18 protein-coding genes are annotated in these 21,341 nt (G+C 42.2%); 2 read left to right on the top strand and 16 right to left on the bottom strand.

Features of this window, described 5'->3' with window-relative positions; all coding sequences use genetic code 11:
- Nucleotides 1-27: 27 nt before the first annotated feature.
- From D0T18_RS00675 to D0T18_RS00645, 7 genes are all read right to left on the bottom strand, one after another.
- Complete coding sequence (locus D0T18_RS00675) at nt 28-1,395, bottom strand: ClC family H(+)/Cl(-) exchange transporter (RefSeq protein WP_004110037.1); 1,368 nt, start codon at nt 1,393-1,395, stop codon at nt 28-30.
- A gap of 39 nt (nt 1,396-1,434) precedes the next feature.
- Nucleotides 1,435-1,845, bottom strand: a complete 411-nt coding sequence (locus tag D0T18_RS00670; RefSeq protein ID WP_004110041.1) for a fluoride efflux transporter FluC — start codon at nt 1,843-1,845, stop codon at nt 1,435-1,437.
- Nucleotides 1,845-2,348, bottom strand: a complete 504-nt coding sequence (locus tag D0T18_RS00665; protein WP_033888544.1) for a fluoride efflux transporter FluC — start codon at nt 2,346-2,348, stop codon at nt 1,845-1,847. The genes D0T18_RS00670 and D0T18_RS00665 overlap by 1 nt, the downstream gene beginning before the upstream one ends.
- Before the next feature lie 95 nt (nt 2,349-2,443).
- Nucleotides 2,444-3,745 (bottom strand): adenylosuccinate synthase, encoded by a 1,302-nt coding sequence (locus tag D0T18_RS00660; protein WP_004110044.1) that lies wholly within the window; start codon nt 3,743-3,745, stop codon nt 2,444-2,446.
- Nucleotides 3,746-3,860: 115 nt separating this feature from the next.
- Nucleotides 3,861-4,916: a class II fructose-bisphosphate aldolase gene (gene fbaA / locus D0T18_RS00655; RefSeq protein ID WP_116440309.1), complete on the bottom strand. Its 1,056-nt coding sequence runs from the start codon at nt 4,914-4,916 to the stop codon at nt 3,861-3,863.
- Nucleotides 4,917-5,062: 146 nt separating this feature from the next.
- The gene (locus D0T18_RS00650; RefSeq protein ID WP_004110050.1) at nt 5,063-5,404 is read right to left on the bottom strand and encodes a chorismate mutase; all 342 of its coding nucleotides are present in this window, start codon (nt 5,402-5,404) and stop codon (nt 5,063-5,065) included.
- A 5-nt stretch (nt 5,405-5,409) separates the two neighbouring features.
- Nucleotides 5,410-5,871 carry an Lrp/AsnC family transcriptional regulator gene (locus D0T18_RS00645; protein ID WP_004105907.1) on the bottom strand — a complete coding sequence of 154 codons (462 nt, stop codon included), beginning with the start codon at nt 5,869-5,871 and terminating at the stop codon, nt 5,410-5,412.
- Nucleotides 5,872-6,152: 281 nt separating this feature from the next.
- Between D0T18_RS00645 and D0T18_RS00640 the strand changes: the two genes are divergently transcribed.
- A complete protein-coding gene (locus tag D0T18_RS00640; RefSeq protein WP_004110055.1) occupies nt 6,153-7,358 on the top strand; it encodes a pyridoxal phosphate-dependent aminotransferase in 1,206 nt (401 codons plus the stop codon).
- A gap of 96 nt (nt 7,359-7,454) precedes the next feature.
- On the opposite strand, the gene rho is transcribed toward D0T18_RS00640, so the two are convergent.
- The 7 genes from rho to gatC all read right to left on the bottom strand — a co-directional run bounded on the left by rho (nt 7,455) and on the right by gatC (nt 16,327).
- On the bottom strand, nt 7,455-9,425 hold the full coding sequence (gene rho / locus D0T18_RS00635; protein WP_162861108.1) for a transcription termination factor Rho: 1,971 nt from the start codon (nt 9,423-9,425) through the stop codon (nt 7,455-7,457).
- Between the two features lie 337 nt (nt 9,426-9,762).
- Nucleotides 9,763-11,382 (bottom strand): NAD(P)/FAD-dependent oxidoreductase, encoded by a 1,620-nt coding sequence (locus D0T18_RS00630; protein ID WP_012913735.1) that lies wholly within the window; start codon nt 11,380-11,382, stop codon nt 9,763-9,765.
- Between the two features lie 91 nt (nt 11,383-11,473).
- Nucleotides 11,474-11,788, bottom strand: coding sequence for a DUF2469 domain-containing protein (locus tag D0T18_RS00625; RefSeq protein WP_004105898.1), 315 nt, complete (start codon nt 11,786-11,788; stop codon nt 11,474-11,476).
- A complete protein-coding gene (locus D0T18_RS00620) occupies nt 11,788-12,696 on the bottom strand; it encodes a GNAT family N-acetyltransferase (protein WP_012913734.1) in 909 nt (302 codons plus the stop codon). Before D0T18_RS00620 ends, D0T18_RS00625 begins: the two co-directional genes overlap by 1 nt.
- A gap of 256 nt (nt 12,697-12,952) precedes the next feature.
- On the bottom strand, nt 12,953-14,452 hold the full coding sequence (gene gatB / locus D0T18_RS00615; protein WP_116440307.1) for an Asp-tRNA(Asn)/Glu-tRNA(Gln) amidotransferase subunit GatB: 1,500 nt from the start codon (nt 14,450-14,452) through the stop codon (nt 12,953-12,955).
- A gap of 32 nt (nt 14,453-14,484) precedes the next feature.
- The gene (gene gatA / locus D0T18_RS00610) at nt 14,485-16,026 is read right to left on the bottom strand and encodes an Asp-tRNA(Asn)/Glu-tRNA(Gln) amidotransferase subunit GatA (RefSeq protein ID WP_102155533.1); all 1,542 of its coding nucleotides are present in this window, start codon (nt 16,024-16,026) and stop codon (nt 14,485-14,487) included.
- Between the two features lie 4 nt (nt 16,027-16,030).
- Nucleotides 16,031-16,327: an Asp-tRNA(Asn)/Glu-tRNA(Gln) amidotransferase subunit GatC gene (gene gatC / locus D0T18_RS00605; RefSeq protein WP_004105888.1), complete on the bottom strand. Its 297-nt coding sequence runs from the start codon at nt 16,325-16,327 to the stop codon at nt 16,031-16,033.
- A gap of 498 nt (nt 16,328-16,825) precedes the next feature.
- On the opposite strand from gatC, the gene vly reads away from it, so the two are divergent.
- Complete coding sequence (gene vly / locus D0T18_RS00600) at nt 16,826-18,376, top strand: cholesterol-dependent cytolysin vaginolysin (protein WP_162861107.1); 1,551 nt, start codon at nt 16,826-16,828, stop codon at nt 18,374-18,376.
- A gap of 857 nt (nt 18,377-19,233) precedes the next feature.
- Here the strand turns inward: vly and D0T18_RS00595 are convergent.
- Entirely contained in the window at nt 19,234-20,208 is a 975-nt protein-coding gene (locus D0T18_RS00595; RefSeq protein ID WP_103013765.1) for an ABC-2 transporter permease, read from the bottom strand.
- The gene (locus D0T18_RS00590) at nt 20,205-21,197 is read right to left on the bottom strand and encodes an ATP-binding cassette domain-containing protein (protein WP_116439814.1); all 993 of its coding nucleotides are present in this window, start codon (nt 21,195-21,197) and stop codon (nt 20,205-20,207) included. Before D0T18_RS00590 ends, D0T18_RS00595 begins: the two co-directional genes overlap by 4 nt.
- Nucleotides 21,198-21,341 lie beyond the last annotated feature (144 nt).

Below are 21,341 nucleotides of genomic sequence, written 5' to 3'. Positions count from 1 at the left end.
TTGCACAAAAATTATCTATAAAAACATCTATTTTACAGAATTTACAGATGGCAATACTAAATCTTTATTAACTTTCATATAGCGTTCAAGTAACTCACCATAAATTGGCTTAGTTTTTAGAATATCCGAAATAAGCAATGCGATAAATGCAGAAGCTGCAACTGGAAGCGTATGAATCATAGTTCCAGACATTTCAACAGTAAGCAAAATCGAAGTGAGTGGAGCTTTTACAGATGCAGACAACGTACCAGCCATAACGCAAACTGCAAACACAGATACAAATTTTGTATCAATGCCAAATGCTGAAACGCTAGTAATCCAGCGCGCAGCAACACCACCTGCGAGCGCACCTACTGCAAGAATAGGCATAAAAATACCACCGGGAGCGCCACAACCAAAACTCGTAGAAGTAAACAACATTTTTGCCACAAATAGCAAACAAAGCATTGCAAGACTTGCTTTTCCATATTCAGAAAGTCGCACTAAATTAGATCCGCCACCAAGAACTTCAGGCAGGAACAAGCCAACTGGTATTGCAATTAAGCAAGCAATGGCAACAGGCATCCACTTTGGCAAATATCCGTATAATGTTTGCAAACCAAGTAACGAACGATTCATTATCGAGCCTACAAAACCTGCAAAAATACCAAGAGGAATAATCCAAATATGCAAGTTCATTGGCAAATCTGGAATCTGACCAAAATCAAGAACTGGACGCAACCCGAAACAAGTTTGCGAAACAAAATCAGCACATAAAGCAGCTGCAGCAGCTCCTATAAGAACAATTGAAGTTAAGCCGTGCTGAATCTCCTCCATAGCAAACATAACTCCAGAAAGTGGCGCAGAAAACGCAGCAGATAAACCGGCTGCAGCTCCAGCAGTTACCACATAATGCTCTTTAATATCGTCACGCCTACCTTTACGAAAAATTCGAGACAACATCTGAGCACCACATGCACCTATTTGAATAGATGGACCTTCACGTCCAAGAGACAATCCAAATAAAGAACCAAGTAAACCGCCAACAAAACGCACTGGCAGAATCGTGTGCCATCGCATATTCAAACCGCGATTAACATATCCCACGACTTGAGGAATACCACTTCCAGAAGCCATACTTTCTTTACGACTCATCCAGCCAATAATTAAACCTGCAATTACAGCAAAAATTAAGCATGGCAAAATCCACCATGCGTTATGCCGGATTTGTAAATACATCCAACGCGCAAAATCTGTACCGTATTCAATACCAAGCCTGTAAGAAGCTACTAATGAACCAGAAACAACGCCGACAAATATCCCAGCTAATATTACTTTCCAACGAAGCTGGCAAAAAGTTTTTGATATTTGCTTTAAGTTATTACTCAAAAAGCTCAATGCATTCTTAAACTTCACTACAACTCGATTCTGCGCACAACACTTAACTTCTAAATACTAAATTACGTACAGTAACAATATTTGCGAAACAATATACCCAACAGAAGCAGCAAAGAATGGAACAATAAGTTCTGCAAAAAGCAAGAACACTCCATCTTTTATGCGCTTTCTTTGAATAAGATCCACACCTTCAAAAATTGCAGTAGAAAACGTGGAAAATCCACCCAAAAATCCCAAAATCATCAAATAAGCAAAACGTACTCCACATATTGCAGCTGCAACCATGAAAACATTAGACATAACACCTATAGCAAATGAAGCAACGCAATTGATAAATAGCGTTGCAACTGGAACTTCGCTTTTATGAGCAGCTGAAATTTTTTTAGTCATTGCGCATCTTAAAACAGCACCTAAACCGCCAAAAAAGCAAGGCAAAATAAACATAATAAAAACGTATAAAGAATTCATCACTTCATCACCTTAGTATTAGCTTCTGCAACAGATCGAGTTTGCTTTTTGTTCATGCAATTCGCAATTCCTGTTCCAACCCAATTACCAACAAAAGCCATAAAAACGCCAAAAAGCAGCGAAAAAAGCATGCCCAAAACAACAAGCGTTATGCGTGGAGACATAAAAGACATTGCACTTTCAAACGCGAAAGTAGACATAGTCGACAATCCGCCACAAAAGCCTGTTCCTAGCGCATATTTATACAAAGTTTGCTTTTCTTGCGTTAAAGCTTTAACAGATATTGCAGTAACAAGAGCAAAAATAAAGCATGCAATCATATTCGACAAAAAAGTTCCTAAAGTAAGCTGACCAAATATAAATGATTGTCCGTCTACTTGGTGAATCGTGTGCGCATAAGAAGAAATTACTGCGCGCACGAAAGCTCCACATGTACCACCAATAAAAACTAAAAAGTATAATCGACAATTATTTTTTTTATTTTTTCCGCTTATTTTACTCATTTTCACTCTTTTTGAAATTATCGTCATAAACCAAAACGACACTCCCAACCGAGAAGTGCCGTTTTGCTAAGTTGATCATAAAATAATAAACAATTTCAGTCAGTTAGTGAGTGAACACTAATGATATGATCACGCTGCGGACCAGTTCCAATAGCAGAAATACGGCAATGAGAAAGCTCTTCCAAACGCTTTACATAACTTTGCGTATTTTGAGGCAAATCTTCAAACTTATGAATTTGAGAAATATCCTCATTCCAGCCTGGAAGCATCTCGTATACTGGTTTCGCAGAAGCAAACAGTGATTGATCTACAGGCATTTCTTCCATACGCTGAACTGTTCCATCAGACAAAGTCACATCATAAGCTACGCAAACTGGGATTTCCTTCAAACCAGTCAAAACGTCAAGCTTAGTAAGAACAATATCCGTCAAACCATTTACGCGAGTTGCATAACGGCTTACTACAGAATCAAACCATCCACAACGACGAGGACGACCAGTTGTAACACCATATTCATGGCCTTGCTCACGCAACCAGTCACCCTGCTCATCCAAAAGTTCAGTTGGGAATGGACCTTCACCAACACGAGTAATATACGCTTTCGCTACTCCAATTACGCGCGTAATACGAGTAGGACCAACACCAGTACCCGTGCAAGCGCCACCAGCAGTAGGGTTTGAAGAAGTTACAAACGGATAAGTGCCATGATCGACGTCAAGCATTGTGGCTTGTCCACCTTCAAACAGCACAGTTTTGCCTTCATCCATTGCTTCATTCAATACTAATGAAGTATCAGCAACATATTTCTTCAAGCGTTTGCCAAGCTCCACAAGTTGAGCAGTAACTGCATCAATATCAATAGGATGTTGATTATAAAGTTTTACAAGCATTTGATTCTTTTGATGCAAACTTGCTTCAACTTTGTCGCGCAAGTGATCAGCATTAAATAAATCATGCACTCGAATACCAACACGATTAATTTTATCTGCGTAAGTAGGTCCAATACCACGACCAGTCGTGCCGATCTTGTGTTTGCCAAGAAAACGCTCAGTTACTTTATCAATAACTCGATGATACGGAGTAATAACATGCGCAGCTTCGCTCACAAGCAAGCGCGAACAATCTACACCGCGAGATTCCAAAGCGTCAATTTCTTCAAGCAATACCTCTGGATCAACAACAACACCATTACCAATTACAGGCGTAACATTAGGGCTGATAATTCCGCTTGGAAGTAAATGTAATGCATAAGATTTATCACCAACAACGACAGTGTGCCCAGCATTATTACCGCCATTAAAACGTGCGACAATATCAACCTTTGAACCAATTAAATCTGTTGCTTTGCCTTTACCTTCGTCACCCCATTGAGCTCCAATAAGCACAATACCAGGCATGCCGCACCTCCATTTTTGAGCTAACGCTGCTCAAATAAGCACAATCCTTACCTGTTAAGACTATCTCTATGCCCCTACCGAATAAGAAAATGAAATATATAAAATTAAAAATTTACTATTTCAGTGCTTTACCAGCAGAACCTAACTGCACACAAGCTTCTGCTACACGCTGAGCCATGGCTTTTTCGGCTTCACGACCCCAAGATCGAGGATCATACAACTTCTTTTCGCCAACTTCTCCGTCTATTTTAAGAACAGAGTCATAATTGCTGAACATGTGACCAGCGATTGCACGAGTAAAAGCGTATTGAGTGTCGGTATCTATATTCATTTTAATTACGCCGTAACGCACAGCTTCAGCAATCTCTTGAGCAGTAGAGCCAGATCCGCCATGAAATACCAGCAGGAACGGCTTTTTAGAAGCGCCAAAGGTGCGAGTATCACAAATATTTTGATAGTTCTGATATACAGTTTTTTGGATTTCTTGCAATAATTTAGGATGCAGTTTTACAACGCCAGGCTTATAGGCTCCATGAACGTTGCCAAAAGTAAACGCTGCCATATACCTGCCACGTTCACCCAAGCCAAGTTTATCTACAACACGCAAAGCATCTTCAGGCGTAGAATACAATCTCTCGTCAATATCAGCACGATGCCCATCTTCTTCTCCACCAACAGCACCAATCTCAATTTCAAGAATTGTGCGAGATTTTTGCGAAGCATCCAGCAACTGTTCTGCAACGTCTAGATTATGTTGCAAAGGCACCGTTGAGCCATCCCACATATGCGACTGAAATAATGGTTCTTCGCCTTTTTTGACTCGTTCTGTTTCATAAGAAATTAGTGGTTGAATCCAATCATCTAAATATTGCTCAGCACAATGATCTGTATGAAGCGCAATAGTGATATTAGGATATTGAGCTGCTACTTCGTGCACAAATTTTGCAAATGCTATTGAACCAACAACACGATTATTGAGAGATTGACCCGAAAAATAAGCAGAGCCACCGACAGAAACTTGGATAATGCCATCAGATTCAGCTTGAGCAAATCCCTGCAAAGCTGCATTAAGAGTTTGCGTACTAGTAACATTGATAGCAGGGTATGCGTAGCCACCTCGACTTGCAGCATCAAGCATATGCGCATAACGTTCAACAGTTGCAATAGTCATACTTGTATTATCCGCCTTTATTACTCAGATAGCCACGCATATGCACAAAAACATTACATACCGATATGCGAAAATCTATTTTCAAAATCTACAAACTGATTGTGATTCATAGTTCAACGCAATTAAAATAACAGAAATATCTAATCTCAAGACTGCATTTGCTGATGACGTTTCTTAGCCTCAGTAACAACAAACTCGTGATATTTCAACGCAATCGAAGAATCTAATCCGGCATTTTCTGCAATATTTAGCAAACTTTCTATTTGCTGCTGCTCTCTTTTAGAATCCTCAGGAGCAAATCCAGCTTCAGCCTTCAACTCACCAATTCGTTTCGTAGTTTTAAACCGCTCAGCAAGCAGCGCAATTATTGCATTATCAAAATTATCAACAGATTGACGCAACACAATAATCTCTTCGGCAGCAACTTTGCAACATGTCGTAAGAGATGTATCGCGCGCGTCAACCGTTGTTTCAGAAAAATCACACATATTATTTAATCGAAATATGTTTGCAGAACCATAGTTGTTTCTGTACTGACAGGGACTATGCGATGAATGGTATTAATAAGTTCTTCCAATTTGCTTGGCGTAGCAACACGCACTACCAGCATAAAACTTGGACTACCAGTAATCGAATAGCAAGCTTCAATACCAGAAATATCACGCAATTTGTTAGGTATTGTAGCTTCCTGCCCAAAATCAAGTGGCGTAACAGACACAAATGCGCTTACAGGTAAACCACGACGCTCATAATCAATTAACGCGCGATAACCAGTAATAACACCTTTACGCTCAAGCTTTTGCACTCGAGATTGAACTGCAGAAACAGACAAACCCGAAGCCTTCGCCAAACGAGTTAACGTCGCTCGACCATCATGTTCGAGAATATCAACAATGATTGCATCAGTTGAATCCATAGCTATACTAGTTTCAGCTTTATGAGGATTTCCAGCCATACGTCCTCCATTCTCCAGTCGACGCTGAATTGAGAATCTAAAACGAATCTATGTAGCGCCACATTGCAGTCTCTTTCATGGTACAGTATTTTTTACAGAAAAAGAACAAATTTATTCAAAAAATAATAAAAAATACAAATTATTACGTTAAAAATAATTTTTCTTTTAACATCAGCCGTAATAGTGTTGTACAATTCGCATAATAAGCGTATAAACGAAGCCTATAACCTTTAAAGATTATTCTTATAAAATCAAAACCAACAATCAAAAAGGAGCACAGCATGGCAAAAGTAGCGAAACATGCAATTTCAATACCTCGTTCAGGTATTAGAGATGTATTTGACCGTGTAGAACAAATACCAGACGCTATTTCACTATGCCTAGGAGAACCAGGCGAAACTGCTTCCTCACACATTGTTGAAGCCGCGTGCAACTCATTACGAGAGGGAAAAACAAAATACACAGACGTTTTAGGCATACCAGAATTCCGCGAGGCAGCTGCAAATTATACGAATAGAGTAAAAGGTTTAAACTACAACGCAGACACAGAAATTCAAGCCGTTGACGGCGCTACTATTGGATTATATTTAGCTATTAAATCAGTAATAGATCCGGGAGATGAGGTTATTATTCCATCTCCATACTTCACATCATACGATGCAGAAGTGCTAATGTGCGAAGGAATTCCAGTAACTGTAGCCCTTAAGCCAGAACATGGAATGCATATTAATGCAGCAGAAATACGCAAAGCTATATCGCCACGCACTAAAGCCATCATTATCAATTCTCCATGCAACCCAACCGGTGCTGTAACAACCGCAGAAGAACTCGAAGAAGTTGCAAAATTATGCCAAGAATTTAATCTTTGGGTAATTTCTGACGAAGTCTACCATCCATTCGTATTCGCAAGCAATCCAGAAACTGAACCTTGCGGAAATGCTGTAGCACCATCTATTGCAGCAGCTGAAGGAATGCACGAACGAACCATTATTGTAGAAAGTTTATCGAAAACTTATGCAATGACAGGATGGAGAATTGGATATATTCTTGCACCAAGTCAAGTTATTGAGCAAACCAGCAAAATTGCAGAAATGATGCATTCTTCTGTAAATTCTACCGCACAATATGGCGGCGTAGCTGCATTAACAGGTCCGCAAGATCACGTGCGCGAAATGAGAGAAGAATATCGTGCAAAACGTCAGCTTGTTATAGACGGATTGGCAAATTGCAATGCATTGCGTCTTATAGAGCCTCAAGGTGCATTCTACGTTTTTGTTGACGTTCGACCAACTGGTTTAAGTTCAGAAGAATTTAGCAAAAAACTTTTAGATGAAGAAAAAGTTGCTGTTGTGCCAGGAGAAGCCTTTGGCGCAGAAGGAAGCGGATTCGTGCGACTATCTTACGCTGGGAAAGCAGAAGAACTTAAAGAAGGCGTAGCGCGCATAAGCAAATTTGCACTTGCGCAACAAGCTTTACATGCTGCATAAAATATTAGTTATTAACGAATATAAATATAAATAAAATTATTGCCCCTTGGTAGATAATCCAAAGGGCAATAATTTTAATTCCTTACGAAATAAGAACTACGCAATAGTCATAGAAGAAGAATTATTCGTAGCAGTGCCAGTTTGTTGAGTTATGGCAGCCAAGAAATCACGGTTTGAAGCAGTTTTCTTCAATCGAGGAATCAAAGTCTGATACGCTTGCTCTGCCTCAAGACCACCAAAGAGACGGCGCAAACGATAAATAACTGGCAAATCTGCAGCTGGAGTAATTAACTCCTCGCGACGAGTTCCAGAAGCATTAATATCTACTGCTGGGAAGAGACGCTTATCAGCCAAATCTCTACTCAAACGCAATTCCATATTTCCAGTGCCCTTAAACTCTTCGAAGATTACTTCATCCATCTTAGAGCCGGTTTCAACCAATGCAGAAGAAATAATCGTCAAAGAGCCGCCGTCTTCAATATTTCGAGCAGCACCGAAGAACTTCTTTGGTGGGTACAACGCCTGAGCATCAACACCACCGGAAAGAATACGACCAGAAGTAGGAGCAGCAATATTGTAGGCTCTAGCCAAACGAGTCATAGAATCAAGCAAAACCACAACATCCTGGCCAAGCTCAACCAAACGCTTAGCGCGCTCAATAGCAAGCTCAGCGACAGTAGTGTGATCCGTTGCAGGACGATCGAATGTAGAAGAAATCACTTCGCCTTGCACAGTGCGTTCCATATCGGTAACTTCTTCTGGACGCTCATCGACAAGCACAACCATAAGATGCACTTCAGGATTATTTGTAGTAATTGCATTTGCAATATTCTGAAGAGTAATAGTTTTACCAGCCTTTGGTGGCGACACAATCAAACCGCGCTGACCTTTACCAATTGGGGCAACTAAATCAATGACACGTCCCAACATGCGATTAGGAGTAGTTTCTTGCTTTAAACGCTCCTGCGGATATAACGGCGTCAACTTAGCAAATTGCGGTCGAGACTGAGCTTCTTCAACGCTCATGCCATTAATGCTATTAACAGTTTGCAACGGAACAAACTTCTGACGCTGATTCCTGCGATCACCCTCGCGAGGAGCACGAATGGAGCCTTGAACTGCATCACCCTTGCGTAAACCATATTTTTTAATTTGGCTCATTGAAACATACACATCGTTAGGACCAGGCAAATAACCAGAAGTGCGCACAAATGCGTAAGATTCTAAGACATCAACAATTCCGGCTACTGGTACGAGCTCTTCCTGAGGCTCTTCACGGCGAGTCTCGCGTAAATCATGTTCTTCACGAGAGTCACGTGCATCACGCGCATCGCGATCAAGACGAACATTGCGATCATTACGATCTTGACGTTCTCCACGCTCAGCACGACGTTCATCACGATCGTCACGTTCTACTCGATCCATGCGTTCTGAACGATTCTGTCGATCTGAATAATCTGAACGAGACTCATCGTAATCACGCGCACGACCGCGCATACGACGCTGGAAACGATCAGCACGATTTTGCTGTTCTTCTCTATCAAAGTCACGAGAAGCTACACGCTGACGACGCTGCTCACCCTCTGCGTGAGAATCTTCACCAGGTAATGTTGCCAAAATTTGATCCAACTCATGCGAATCCATCCCATCTTCTCTACGATCGCGATTATCATTACGATCTTCTGAGGAACGACGACGCTGGAATGTATTATTACGATTCGCATCGCGTCGATAATTTTTATTCCCAAAATCTTCTTCGTCTCTATATCGACGATCTGAAGCAGCATTGGGAACCAAAACTTCTAACGCTTCTAAATCACTATTGTCTTTCGATGACCTAACATCTTCTATATCCGTACTAGTATCTGCAGTTTTATTAGCATTCACAACATCACGAGGAACACGCACACTTACACCTGCAGGCGCTTCTCCCCCATTACGAGCAGCCGTCAGTGTAGCCACCAACTCAGGCTTACGCATTGTAGATGTACCACGCAAACCCATTTGTTTCGCAAGATCTTTCAATTCTGAAAGCTTCATTTTTTCAAGATTCTGGCCTGTTGCCACAATTTTACCTTTCCTTAACTCGCACGGAATAGAGACCCGGCAAGTCTTTACATGGAAGATTACGGAAAAATCCGTCACGAACTCGTTGCTATTTCATAACAATTCATATGTACATAACAACGAACATTATGTATGCTACTACAGCTATACGACGCTGTACAATGCGACGCGCCATAGTATTTAGTATTTTATTGCAATTTCTATAAAGCCTTTAAAGAGCTACTCACATAAACAAAAAGCGCCAATAACCTGGGTAACACCCAGTATTATTGACGCTATATCGCTAAATTATTTGCGCTTTAAAATCAAACGCTCAAATTTATACGAGAATTAATTACTACTTCTTTTCGTGATACGACTTTTCAGTATTAACAGACCACACGTTCTTCTTAGAAGTTTCTCCAGTTCGGATATCTTCTACAGCCTCAATAGCAGTTGCCATTGAATGATCTTGGTTATTATAACGATGCTGTCCATTACGACCAACACAATACAAATTACCAAAGCCATCAAGATAATCAATCAATTCAGGCATCTGAGCGTATGTGTCAAAGTAAGCAGGATATGCCTTTGGAACTCGCTCACGGTGAGAATCAAGAACATCTTCCTCACCATTGATAACCTGCATACGAGTCAACTCGTCAATAGCCATCTTGCGAGCATCATCATCACTCATATTCCAGAAGTCGTCGCCTTCGTCGCAGAAGTACTCAAGACCAATCCAAACAGTGTTATCAACATCCTTAACGAGATATGGGCTCCAGTTGTTGAAGATTTGCAAACGTCCGACTTTATATCCAGGATCCTGCACGTAAATCCAGCAATCAGGAACAATAGGAGGATTACCAAGCGTTGGAATAGTGGTAGTATTACGCAGACGCACGCGCTTAACAAGCAAGCCTACAGTCACAAAATCGCGATAAGGCAAACCTTTGGCAACGCGTTGCATTTCTGCTGGAACTTCAGCCTTTTCGTCACCATTTGCACCCTGCTCAAGAGCAGCTACCAAATCCTTAATTGGCATAGAAGATATAAACTGGTCGGCGTGCAATTCTGAACGCTCTCCATTTGCATCTTCAACTACAACACTGGAAATCTTTCCGTCTGCTTGCTTAATAGCAACTACCTTTGCGTCTGTGCGCACAGTAGCACCGTTTTCGCGGCAACGACGCTCAACCGTTTCCCACAACTGACCAGGACCAAGCTTTGGATACCAGAATTCCTCAATTAATGAGGTTTCTACTTCCTTTTCCTTGCCTTTTTTCTTAGGGAAAAGCTTGGAAAAAGCGTTCTTCAACACTTCCACAATGCTCAAACCCTTAACACGCTGAGCACCCCAATCGGCAGAAATCTGGCTTGGATGCCTACCCCAAAGCTTCTCTGTATAGCCCTCAAAGAACATGGAATAAAGTTTCTTGCCGAAACGATTAATGTAGAAATTCTCAAGATTAGTTTCTGGCAACTTGTGAATCATAGACCACAAATAGCTGAAGCCAACCTTCATAGTCAAGATAAAGCCCATAGAACGCAAGGTTGCTGCAGAAAGAGAAATTGGATAATCAAAGAAATGATGATTCCAGAAAATACGAGAAACGCGATGACGCTTCAACATCACTTCATCTTCAACTTCAGGATCAGGTCCACCTGCTTCCAAATCATGATGACGACCAAGCTTTTTATCATCATATGAAGGCGCACCCTGGAGAGGTAGCATTTCACGCCACCACTGCATAATACGGTCATCTTTTGAGAAGAAACGATGACCGCCAATATCCATACGATTGCCGTTATACTTCACAGTACGCGAAATGCCACCAAACTCACGCGTGGCTTCGAGCACTGTTACGTCGTAGCGGCTAGATCCGCCATCCTTAACGAGTTCCCAGGCTGCCGTCAACCCTGCCGGACCACCACCAATAATTACCACAGATTCCTTTGGGGATTGTGTATCCGTCACTTGTCCTCCATCTTAATACATCAAATTTTTACGAAAACACTTTGCGTGCTAGGTAAGCAATTCCTATACATCCTTATTGAGCATACGCGCATCACGCGATAGATTCAGGAATGTCAATGTCTGTTTTTTGTACTTCTTCAACATTTACATCTTTAAAAGTTACTATTCGTACATTTTTAACAAAACGCGAAGGGCGGTAAACATCCCATACCCAAGCGTCCGTAAGTTGAACATCAAAATAAACATCCTGACCTGCTGAACGCACATTAAAATCGACTTTATTGGCTAAATAAAATCGTCGCTCTGTTTCTACAACATAAGTAAAAAGCTTAATAACATCACGGTATTCTTTGTATAACGCAAGTTCTGCATCGGTTTCATAGTTGTCGAGATCTTCGGCGCTCATTACTTACCTTCCGTATTACGTTTGCGTCCACGACCTATAATGCGCCACCAAGCTTTTTTTGATGAACTTCCTTCAGAGACGTTTACATTGTACGGCCATGCTTCATCAAGATTATCACGATGCACAGGTATAGCCACAGAATGTTCATGCGCACTCAAAGCTTCAATTACACCAGGATTTTCTTCAATAACGTGTAACCCAAAAGCATCTAGCGAGCGAATAGCATCATATTCATCTACAAGAGTGTCCATTACAACAAAATCTTGATATTTTTGATTCTGGGCATCCCATAATGCATCGCGCGCAGTGCCTGTTTTTACAAAGCCAAGCGATTGATACACCGAAAGCGAACGAGTATTAGTTGCCGGAACTCCCACCCAAATTCTATGCAACCCTAGACCAGTCGGCTCTGATGCAAAAGCATAAGTCATAACTCTAGGCATCGCATCGCGCGAATAGCCTCTTCCTCGATAATTTTTGCCTAAAACAACTTGAATTCGAGCACTGCGAGACCATCCGTCAATATCTATAAGGAAAATCATGCCAATAATGTCGCCGGAAGCGTTATTTGAATCATCCAAAACATCAGGAACAATCGCCCACGCAATAGTGTGACGCAATTGAACATCGCCAGCAAAACGACAAGATTCAGAAGGATTTTCGCCAATAAGACTATCTTTAGTCCATTGCATAGAGCTTTCAACCCACGAATGAACCATAGAACGCTCTGAATTAGCATCCTTTCCAGTAATAACTGCAGCACCATCAAATGCGCACAAATCATCCATTCTTTGCAAATCATTGCACGTAGCTGGACGAAGGTGCGCCATCTCTCCGCGAATTTGAGGAATTACTATAGATTTTGGTAACTCGCGAGAGTTAATAACACCATCATTGGTTTGTTGCATAGTCACCTACTTGTATTGTGCCTTTGAGAATTAAGCCCTTCGCATAATTCTCATGTCGCATAATATATGATAATCCCGAAGACGAAAAATGCCTCGCAATGTTGATAAATAGTAAATTCTGCGCACCTGCTACACAAACAAATCTGATTTGAGCATGCAGCAAGTACGCAGCACTTACTTTTGAATATTGATTACGCTTTTACGTTTATACATTAGCGTTATCAAATATTAAATTTTTCAGCCTTTACGGCACTTTTCAGCCTTTGATTTTTGCCATCACAATCTTAGTAACAGCCTTAGCATCAGCCTGACCTTTAGTCGCACGCATGACAGCGCCAATAATTGCACCCATCGGCTTCATGTTTCCAGACTTAAGCTTTTCGGCAACTTCAGGATCGGCTGCAAGAGCAGCGTCAACAGCAGCTTCCAAAGCACCGTCGTCGTTCATAACCTTAAATCCGTGCTTCTTAACAACTTCATCAGGTTTACCCTCGCCAGCCAAAACGCATGCAACAGTTTGCTTAGCGAGCTTATCGTTAAGATTGCCGTCTGCAATTAACTTTTCAACTTCAGCCACATCTTGCGGAGTAATAGGCAATTCTTCCAAAGTCACGCCACGAGTGTTTGCTTCGCGAGCAAGCTCACCAAGCCACCACTTCTTAGCACCTGCCGCACTTGCGCCAGCCTTAACGGTTTCTTCAACCAAATCAAGAGCATCCGCGTTAAGAATATCTCGCATTTCAAGATCGCTAATACCCCATTCGCTTTGCAAACGGTTACGACGCTCGCGAGGCATTTCAGGCATTTGCGCCTTCATGCGCTCAATATGCTCTTTAGTGATGTGAAGCATAACCAAATCAGGATCTGGGAAGTAGCGATAATCGTCAGCATCCGACTTCACACGACCGCCAGCAGTAGTCTGAGTTGCCTCATCCCAGTGACGAGTTTCCTGCAAAATCTCGCCGCCTTCACTCAAAATAGCAGCTTGACGACGAATCTCATATTGGAGCGTCTTTTCGATTCCGCGGAATGTGTTCACATTCTTAGTTTCTGAACGCGTACCAAATGGATCGGTTGGCTTGCGACGGAGCGAAACGTTCACGTCAGCACGCATATTGCCCTGCTCCATGCGAGCGTGAGAAATGTTGAGAGCGCGAACAATATCGCGAATAGCACGCATGTATGCGCCTGCGATTTCTGGAGCGCGGCTGCCAGCGCCTTCGATTGGCTTAGTTACAATCTCGATTAAAGGCACACCTGCGCGATTGTAATCAACCAAAGAATGATTTGCGCCTTCAATACGGCCGTCAGCACCACCAACGTGCGTATTCTTACCAGCATCATCTTCAATGTGAGCGCGCTCAATCGGAACGCGGAACACGGTTCCATCTTCAAGCTCAACATCCAAGTAACCGTTGCCATTAGTAGGCTTATCGTACTGGGAGATCTGATAATCGCGAGGCATATCTGGGTAGAAGTAGTTCTTACGAGCGAACTGGCTCCACTCAGCAATTTCGCAATGCAATGCCAAACCAAGCTTAATTGCATAATCAACTGCAGCCTTGTTTACAACTGGCAAAGAGCCTGGCAAACCAAGACTTACAGGAGTTAGCTGAGTATTTGGCTCACCGCCAAAAGATACTTCTGCTGGGCAGAACAGCTTTGTGCGCGTGCTAAGCTCAACGTGAGTTTCCAAACCGAATACTGGATCAAACTGCTCAACAGCATCGGCGTATTTCATAAGTTTTTCAGCCATGAGAATCCTTCTTACTTAAGCTTTGCTTAACTTTACTTAGCCAATGAATCGAGCCAGCCAGCCTTAAGCGACTTCCAGATTGAGCCGCCCCACTGCTCTTCGAGAGCAGCTTCCAACGCTGCTGCAGGCTTGTACATCTTTTCATCATGGCATTGCGGAGCAATAATCTGAATGCCAACAGGCAAACCGTCGTCACTTAAGCCAGCTGGGAGACTCAAAGCAGGAACTCCAGCCATGTTTGCAGGAATCGTAGCAATATCGTTCATATACATAGAAAGCGGATCGTCCATCTTCTCACCAAACTTAAATGCCGTTGTAGGGCTTGTTGGAGAAATAAGAACATCTACTTTCTTAAACGCTTCTTCGAAATCGCGAATAATAAGCGTACGAACTTTCTGTGCAGAACCATACCAAGCATCGTAATAGCCAGCGGAAAGCGCGTAAGTACCGAGAATAATACGGCGCTTTACTTCGTCACCGAAACCAGCTTCACGAGTTGCAGCCATCATATTTGCGGCCGTCTGAGGCTTGTCTGCTGGCGGCATTACGCGCAAACCGTAGCGCATGCCGTCGTAGCGAGCCAAGTTGGAGCTAACTTCGGAAGGCATAATAATGTAGTAAGCAGCCAAAGAATAAGGGAAATGAGGGCAGGAAACTTCCGTAACCTCTGCACCCATATCCTTAAGCAGCTGCACCGCCTCATTAAAGCGAGCTTCAACGCCTGGCTGGAAGCCTTCGCCACTAAGCTCTTTAACTAAACCAACCTTCAAGCCCTTCAAATCACGGCGAGCACCCTCGCGTGCAGCCTGAGCCATTGGAGGAACAGGAGCTGGAATAGAAGTAGAATCGCGCCTATCGTTACCACCGATAATTTCCTGCAAAAGCGCAGAATCAAGAACGGTACGAGAAACAGGTCCAATCTGATCCAAGGAACTTGCCATAGCGATTGCACCAAAACGGCTAACACCGCCATAAGTTGGCTTTGCGCCGACTGTACCAGTTAAAGCACCTGGCTGACGAATAGAGCCACCTGTATCTGTACCCAAAGCAATAGGAGCCTCGAATGCAGCAACAGCTGCAGCTGAACCGCCGCCGGAACCACCAGGAACACGCTCAGTATCCCAAGGATTGCAAGTAGTTTGATAAGCAGAATGTTCTGTAGAAGAACCTTGAGCAAACTCATCCAAATTAGTCTTGCCGAGAATTGGCATGCCAGCTGCTTTGAGCTTTTCAATAACAGTAGCATCGTAAGGTGGAACCCAGCCTTCGAGGATCTTCGATGCTGCAGTGGTTGGAATGCCTTTAGTGACAATCATGTCTTTAATTGCAATTGGAACGCCTGCAAGCTCAGGCAAGCCTTCAGTCTCACCATTAGCGTTCTTAGCATCAAAAGCATCTGCCTGCTCGAGAGCAATATCTGCAGAAACATGCAAGAATGCCTTAATTTCTGGCTCTGCAGATTCAATGACTGCCAAGTGAGCTTCAACAAGTTCACGGCTAGAAACTTCTTTAGCTTTTACAGCCTTTGCCATATCGGCAGCAGAAAGTTTTACCAAATCTTGAGTATTAGTCATGTTTTTATTCCTCCCCCAAAATTCGAGGCGCTACAAACATGCCAGACTCACTTCTAGGAGCATCCGAAAGAGCTTCTTCTTGAGTCAAAGGTGTAGCAGGCTCATCTGGACGCAAATAAGCTTCCAAAGGCACTGGATTTGCAGTAGGTGGCACATCTTCGCCAGCAACTTCCTGCACTTTATTAATAGATTCTGCAATGACGTTCAATTCGCCTTGCAAGCGACTGATTTCTTCGTCGCTTAAAGCAATCTGGGATAAAACGCCCAAATGCTCAATTTCTTCGCGTGTGAATGTAGGCATAACCTCAACTATATGTGTGATACGTGACCTTCGTTAGTAGAAAAAAGCAATGTGGATAAAAGCTTTATGAGAATTATTTGTTGATTATTTTGTTTTATTGAGAAAGTACTACAAATTAATTCTTTAAGACTGAAGCAATTAAAAATTGCGCATGTGTAACACTAAATAATACTTGCACAAATATTTTGCATATATTTTCACAAAATTATCACGAATCAAAATACGTAAAATCCGTTCATTTTATCTGTCAACACGCCGAAACGACAAAACTGACGTAACAAAAAAGTGTTGGTATTTCAGCATTATTTAAACTTTTGTTTGAAACTTAAAAAATTATTTTAAACAATTATCGCATAAATAAAAAGTGTGTAATAATCGTGTGATGTGAGAAGCTGAAGCTGATGCACTGAAGCATATATATGCACTGAAGCACGTATTTGCAGCATCTCACTGAAAAAATAATTTGAAATAAAATCTAATAAAAATCGAAGGATACATATGAAGAGCACAAAGTTCTACCGTAATGCAGCAATGTTGTTGCTCGCGGGCGCGACTATTATTCCACAATGCTTAGCAGTTCCAGCAATGGCAGATTCTTCTGCAAAGCCTTCTGCACCAGCTGCATCTTGCGCAGCTAGCAAGGACTCGCTGAACAACTACTTGTGGGATTTGCATTACGATAAAACGAATATTCTCGCACGTCACGGCGAAACAATTAACAATAAATTCTCTAGCGATAGCTTCAACAATAACGGTGAATTCGTTGTTGTTGAGCATCAGAAGAAGAACATCACCAATACAACGTCAAACTTGTCGGTAACTTCGGCCAACAATGATCGCGTGTATCCTGGTGCATTATTCCGCGCTGACCAGAATTTGATGGATAACATGCCAAGCTTGATTTCAGCAAATCGCGCACCATTAACTTTGAGCATTGATTTGCCAGGCTTCCATGGCGGCGAGAGTGCTGTAACCGTGCAACATCCAACCAAGAGCTCCGTTACTTCAGCAGTTAACGGCTTAGTTTCTAAGTGGAATGCACAATATGCAGCAAGCCATCATGTGGCAGCTCGTATGCAGTATGATTCCGCAAGCGCACAGAGCATGAACCAGCTCAAAGCTAAGTTTGGTGCTGATTTTGCAAAGATTGGCGTACCGCTGAAGATTGATTTCGATGCAGTACACAAGGGTGAGAAGCAGACTCAAATTGTGAACTTCAAGCAAACTTACTACACAGTAAGCGTTGACGCTCCAGATAGCCCAGCAGATTTCTTTGCTCCATGCACTACGCCAGAAAGCTTGAAGAACCGTGGCGTTGACAGCAAACGCCCACCAGTTTACGTGTCAAACGTAGCTTATGGTCGCTCAATGTACGTAAAGTTCGATACCACCAGCAAGAGCACTGATTTCCAGGCTGCAGTAGAAGCAGCAATTAAGGGCGTAGAAATTAAGCCAAACACCGAATTCCATCGCATTCTCCAGAATACTTCTGTTACTGCAGTGATTCTCGGCGGCAGCGCTAACGGCGCAGCAAAGGTTATTACCGGCAATATCGATACGCTGAAGGCTTTGATTCAGGAAGGTGCAAATTTGAGCACCTCTAGCCCAGCTGTTCCAATCGCTTACACTACTTCCTTCGTAAAAGATAACGAAGTAGCAACTCTCCAGAGCAACAGCGATTATGTTGAGACTAAGGTTTCTGCTTACCGTGACGGTTATTTGACCTTGGATCACCGTGGAGCTTATGTAGCTCGCTACTACGTCTACTGGGATGAGTACGGCACTGATATCGACGGAACTCCATACGTACGTTCTCGCGCTTGGGAAGGAAACGGCAAGTATCGTACCGCTCACTTCAGCACAACGATTCAGTTCAAGGGCAATGTGCGCAATCTTCGCATTAAGTTGGAAGAAAAGACCGGCTTGGTATGGGAACCATGGCGTACAGTGTACAACCGTACTGATTTGCCGTTGGTTCGTCAGCGCACAATCAAGAACTGGGGCACAACCTTGTGGCCTCGCGTTGCTGAAACTGTAAAGAATGACTGAACTCATATTGCAATTGAGCATAAATAAATAAAACTGAAAAAATTAAGGACTTTATCTTGTAGCCAGTTACAAGATAAAGTCCTTAATTTTTTACACAAATAGGGTTTCTATTACATTTTTCGCAGTAGGATTTAGTTATGTTAGAGATACAAAATATATCCAAGTACTATAAAAACAGCAAGTACTCAATAATATTTCTTTTGTAGCAGAAGATAGCAAAGTTACGGGATTTGTTGGCCCTAACGGTTCAATCAACTGCGCTATATTGCGCATTGGGACTCATAAAAGCCAATGAAGGTGAAGTATTATTCGACGGCGTCCCATACAAAAAGCTTAATTCCCCAATAAAAACAGTCGGCAAAGTATTAGATTTAAAAGCTAATTATAGAAATACTAGTTCTATAAAAAGCTCACATTCGTTGCAAAATATTGTAAAATTCCAAAAAGTCGCGTATCAGAGATTATGGATATTGCCGGAATCAGCTCTATGCAAAATATGAAAATCAAAGAAATATCAACCGGCATGCGCAACCACAACATACTAAGCCTACTACCGAGCTACCATTGCCTGATACTTCATATATTGGACCAGAGTATGCTCATCCTCAATTTGCTAAAAAGAAACAAGATGATCAGGATTCTCAAGAAAATGCACAATGAGCTTAGTGCCAGAATTAGTGCCATCTATTATTGCTATGGTTGCTTGAGCCGTTGTGCTATTTGCAGTGGGTGCTTTACTTCTAGCAAAAAGAATTAAAACTAGTATCAGCAAATAGTTGCAACAAATAAACCCCGCTCGTTTGCTCAGTAATGATTGCAATCGAACGGGGCTTATTTTTTATTTATACTTACTATGTTTAAATATCGCGATGCTTTTCAATAACGTAGCCAATTGCGTACATGATTACAGCCCAAGCAAGAACCACTAAACCGGACTGCCACCATGTAAAAACATATGCGTTTGGTGGAAGTTGCAGCCCAGAATTAGCGGAGGCTTCTAAGAATTGGCTTACAGCACTGCCTGGCAAAATCTGAATAAGTATTGAAGTCCACTTCGCAAAATTGCTTGCAAGCATAATAATGCTAACAATGGTCTGCAGAATCACCACGGCTCCAATAACGCACATAATTCCGCCAGCAGTTGACTTGCAAATCATGCCAAAACCGTACGCCATTGCTGACACAACAACCATAATTGCAGGAGAGCCAAGGAACAGAGTAAGCGGCAATTTCCACACGTTGCTTCCCGATAATCCGGAAATGTTATCTCCCATAAAAGCTAATTCTGCAGCAGCTAGCGAAACTGTCATTGCAATAAGTTGGGCTACAAAAACGTAGATTGCAACCGCAACAAATTTAGCCGTAAAGAACATACCCCTTCGAGGTACAGCAGTAAGAGAAGCCTGAATCGAAGTTGTAGAATGCTCCGCGGTTACAGCAAGCACTGCAAAAATCGCCAAAACAATCAAAGATATAGAAGCAAAGCTAATAACTAAGCGGAAAATGCCTTCTTGAGATGCAATAAGATCACTTTTATCGCTCGGCCCAACGGTAATCGCAGCACTTGATTTGCTACCAGCTGCACCATTGTTATGAACGTCAACTTTAGACATTGCTTTCTGCACAAGCGCGATAATAAAACTAAAAATTACTGGCAAAACAATTGTTAATGCCATGCACCACCACGTAGACGCAAGTCCGCGCAGCTTAACAATTTCAGATTTAAGCGTGTGCATAAATGTAAGGCGTAAGTGCTGAGCGTTCATGCTGCGGCCTGTTTTGTAAGAATTGCTCGCCGGATATTCAACAGCTTGTTCAATTTGCCCACTCATTTTGCGCTCCTTCCATCTACATATTGCGTTCCAGTCGCAGCAGTAGTATTTGGCAATGCTTTTGTTACGTACTGCTCTTGACCGTGCGTAAGAGCCAAATATGCTTCCTCAAGCGAAGCATGCTCTTGATTCAGCTGATATACCAAAATCTGATTATCCGCAATTTCGCGCGCAATCTGGTTGAGCTCGCAACCTGTTACCTTAAAAAGTTCGCCTTCTTGAGCGTCTTGAGGCGTGCGCTTATCAGGCAAAATCTTGCATTCGGGATGATTTTGTGTAAGCACTTGCTTTAGTTTTTCACCTTCTGGAGTTACAAGTCGCACAGCGTGCTGAGAATGTGCATTAACAAAATCTTGTACTGTTGTGCGCTCCAAAATTTCTCCGTGCGCAATAATCACAAGATTATCTGCAGTAAGAGCAACTTCGCTCATTAAGTGGGAACTAAGTAAAATTGCACGGCCTTCGCTTGCATAATACTTGCATAATTCGCGAACCCACTTAACACCTTCCGGATCCAAGCCGTTAACCGGTTCGTCAAGTATGAGATTGTGCGGATCTGCTAAAAGAGCCGCAGCAATGGAAAGACGCTGACCCATGCCAAGCGAGAATGAACCTGCCTTGCGATTTTTTACACTAGTCAAACCAGTAATATCAATGACTTCATCGACACGTTTCTTTGATATTCCGTGAGTTAAAGCCAATGAATACAGGTGATTGTAAGCCGTTCGACCTCTGTGAGCAGACTTTGCATCAAGAACCGCGCCAACTTCCGTCATTGGGGATGTGATTTTTGCGTAAGGTTTTCCGTCAATAAGAGAAGTGCCACTATTGGCGTGAATAAGATTTAACGCGCAACGCATGGTGGTAGATTTACCAGCGCCATTAGGACCTAAAAAGCCCGTGACTTTACCGTCTTCGGCGACGAAAGAAACGTCGTTAAGCACTGTTTTTGCGCCGAAACGCTTTGTAATATGTTGAAATTCTAACATAAATTAACAATATCACAAATAAAAAAAATACACATTAAATGTAAGCGTTTATAAGTACAAGCTGCTACGTTTTAACTAATATTGCTGATGAGATTCTGCTGACAAAATTCTGCTACCGAAATTCTAATTAATATTTTATTAAGA

The sequence above is a fragment of the Gardnerella swidsinskii genome (genome assembly GCF_003397705.1).
Taxonomy (GTDB): domain Bacteria; phylum Actinomycetota; class Actinomycetes; order Actinomycetales; family Bifidobacteriaceae; genus Bifidobacterium; species Bifidobacterium swidsinskii.
This window is presented reverse-complemented; position numbering and strand designations above follow the sequence as displayed.

Coding starts and splice junctions, on each gene's coding strand:
- D0T18_RS00670 (WP_004110041.1), bottom strand. CDS start 1,845: ATGAATTCTTTATACGTTTTTATTATGTTTATTTTGCCTTGCTTTTTT.
- D0T18_RS00665 (WP_033888544.1), bottom strand. CDS start 2,348: ATGAGTAAAATAAGCGGAAAAAATAAAAAAAATAATTGTCGATTATAC.
- D0T18_RS00660 (WP_004110044.1), bottom strand. CDS start 3,745: ATGCCTGGTATTGTGCTTATTGGAGCTCAATGGGGTGACGAAGGTAAA.
- fbaA (WP_116440309.1), bottom strand. CDS start 4,916: ATGACTATTGCAACTGTTGAACGTTATGCGCATATGCTTGATGCTGCA.
- D0T18_RS00650 (WP_004110050.1), bottom strand. CDS start 5,404: ATGTGTGATTTTTCTGAAACAACGGTTGACGCGCGCGATACATCTCTT.
- D0T18_RS00645 (WP_004105907.1), bottom strand. CDS start 5,871: ATGGCTGGAAATCCTCATAAAGCTGAAACTAGTATAGCTATGGATTCA.
- D0T18_RS00640 (WP_004110055.1), top strand. CDS start 6,153: ATGGCAAAAGTAGCGAAACATGCAATTTCAATACCTCGTTCAGGTATT.
- D0T18_RS00625 (WP_004105898.1), bottom strand. CDS start 11,788: ATGAGCGCCGAAGATCTCGACAACTATGAAACCGATGCAGAACTTGCG.
- D0T18_RS00620 (WP_012913734.1), bottom strand. CDS start 12,696: ATGCAACAAACCAATGATGGTGTTATTAACTCTCGCGAGTTACCAAAA.
- gatB (WP_116440307.1), bottom strand. CDS start 14,452: ATGGCTGAAAAACTTATGAAATACGCCGATGCTGTTGAGCAGTTTGAT.
- gatA (WP_102155533.1), bottom strand. CDS start 16,026: ATGACTAATACTCAAGATTTGGTAAAACTTTCTGCTGCCGATATGGCA.
- gatC (WP_004105888.1), bottom strand. CDS start 16,327: ATGCCTACATTCACACGCGAAGAAATTGAGCATTTGGGCGTTTTATCC.
- vly (WP_162861107.1), top strand. CDS start 16,826: ATGAAGAGCACAAAGTTCTACCGTAATGCAGCAATGTTGTTGCTCGCG.
- D0T18_RS00595 (WP_103013765.1), bottom strand. CDS start 20,208: ATGAGTGGGCAAATTGAACAAGCTGTTGAATATCCGGCGAGCAATTCT.
- D0T18_RS00590 (WP_116439814.1), bottom strand. CDS start 21,197: ATGTTAGAATTTCAACATATTACAAAGCGTTTCGGCGCAAAAACAGTG.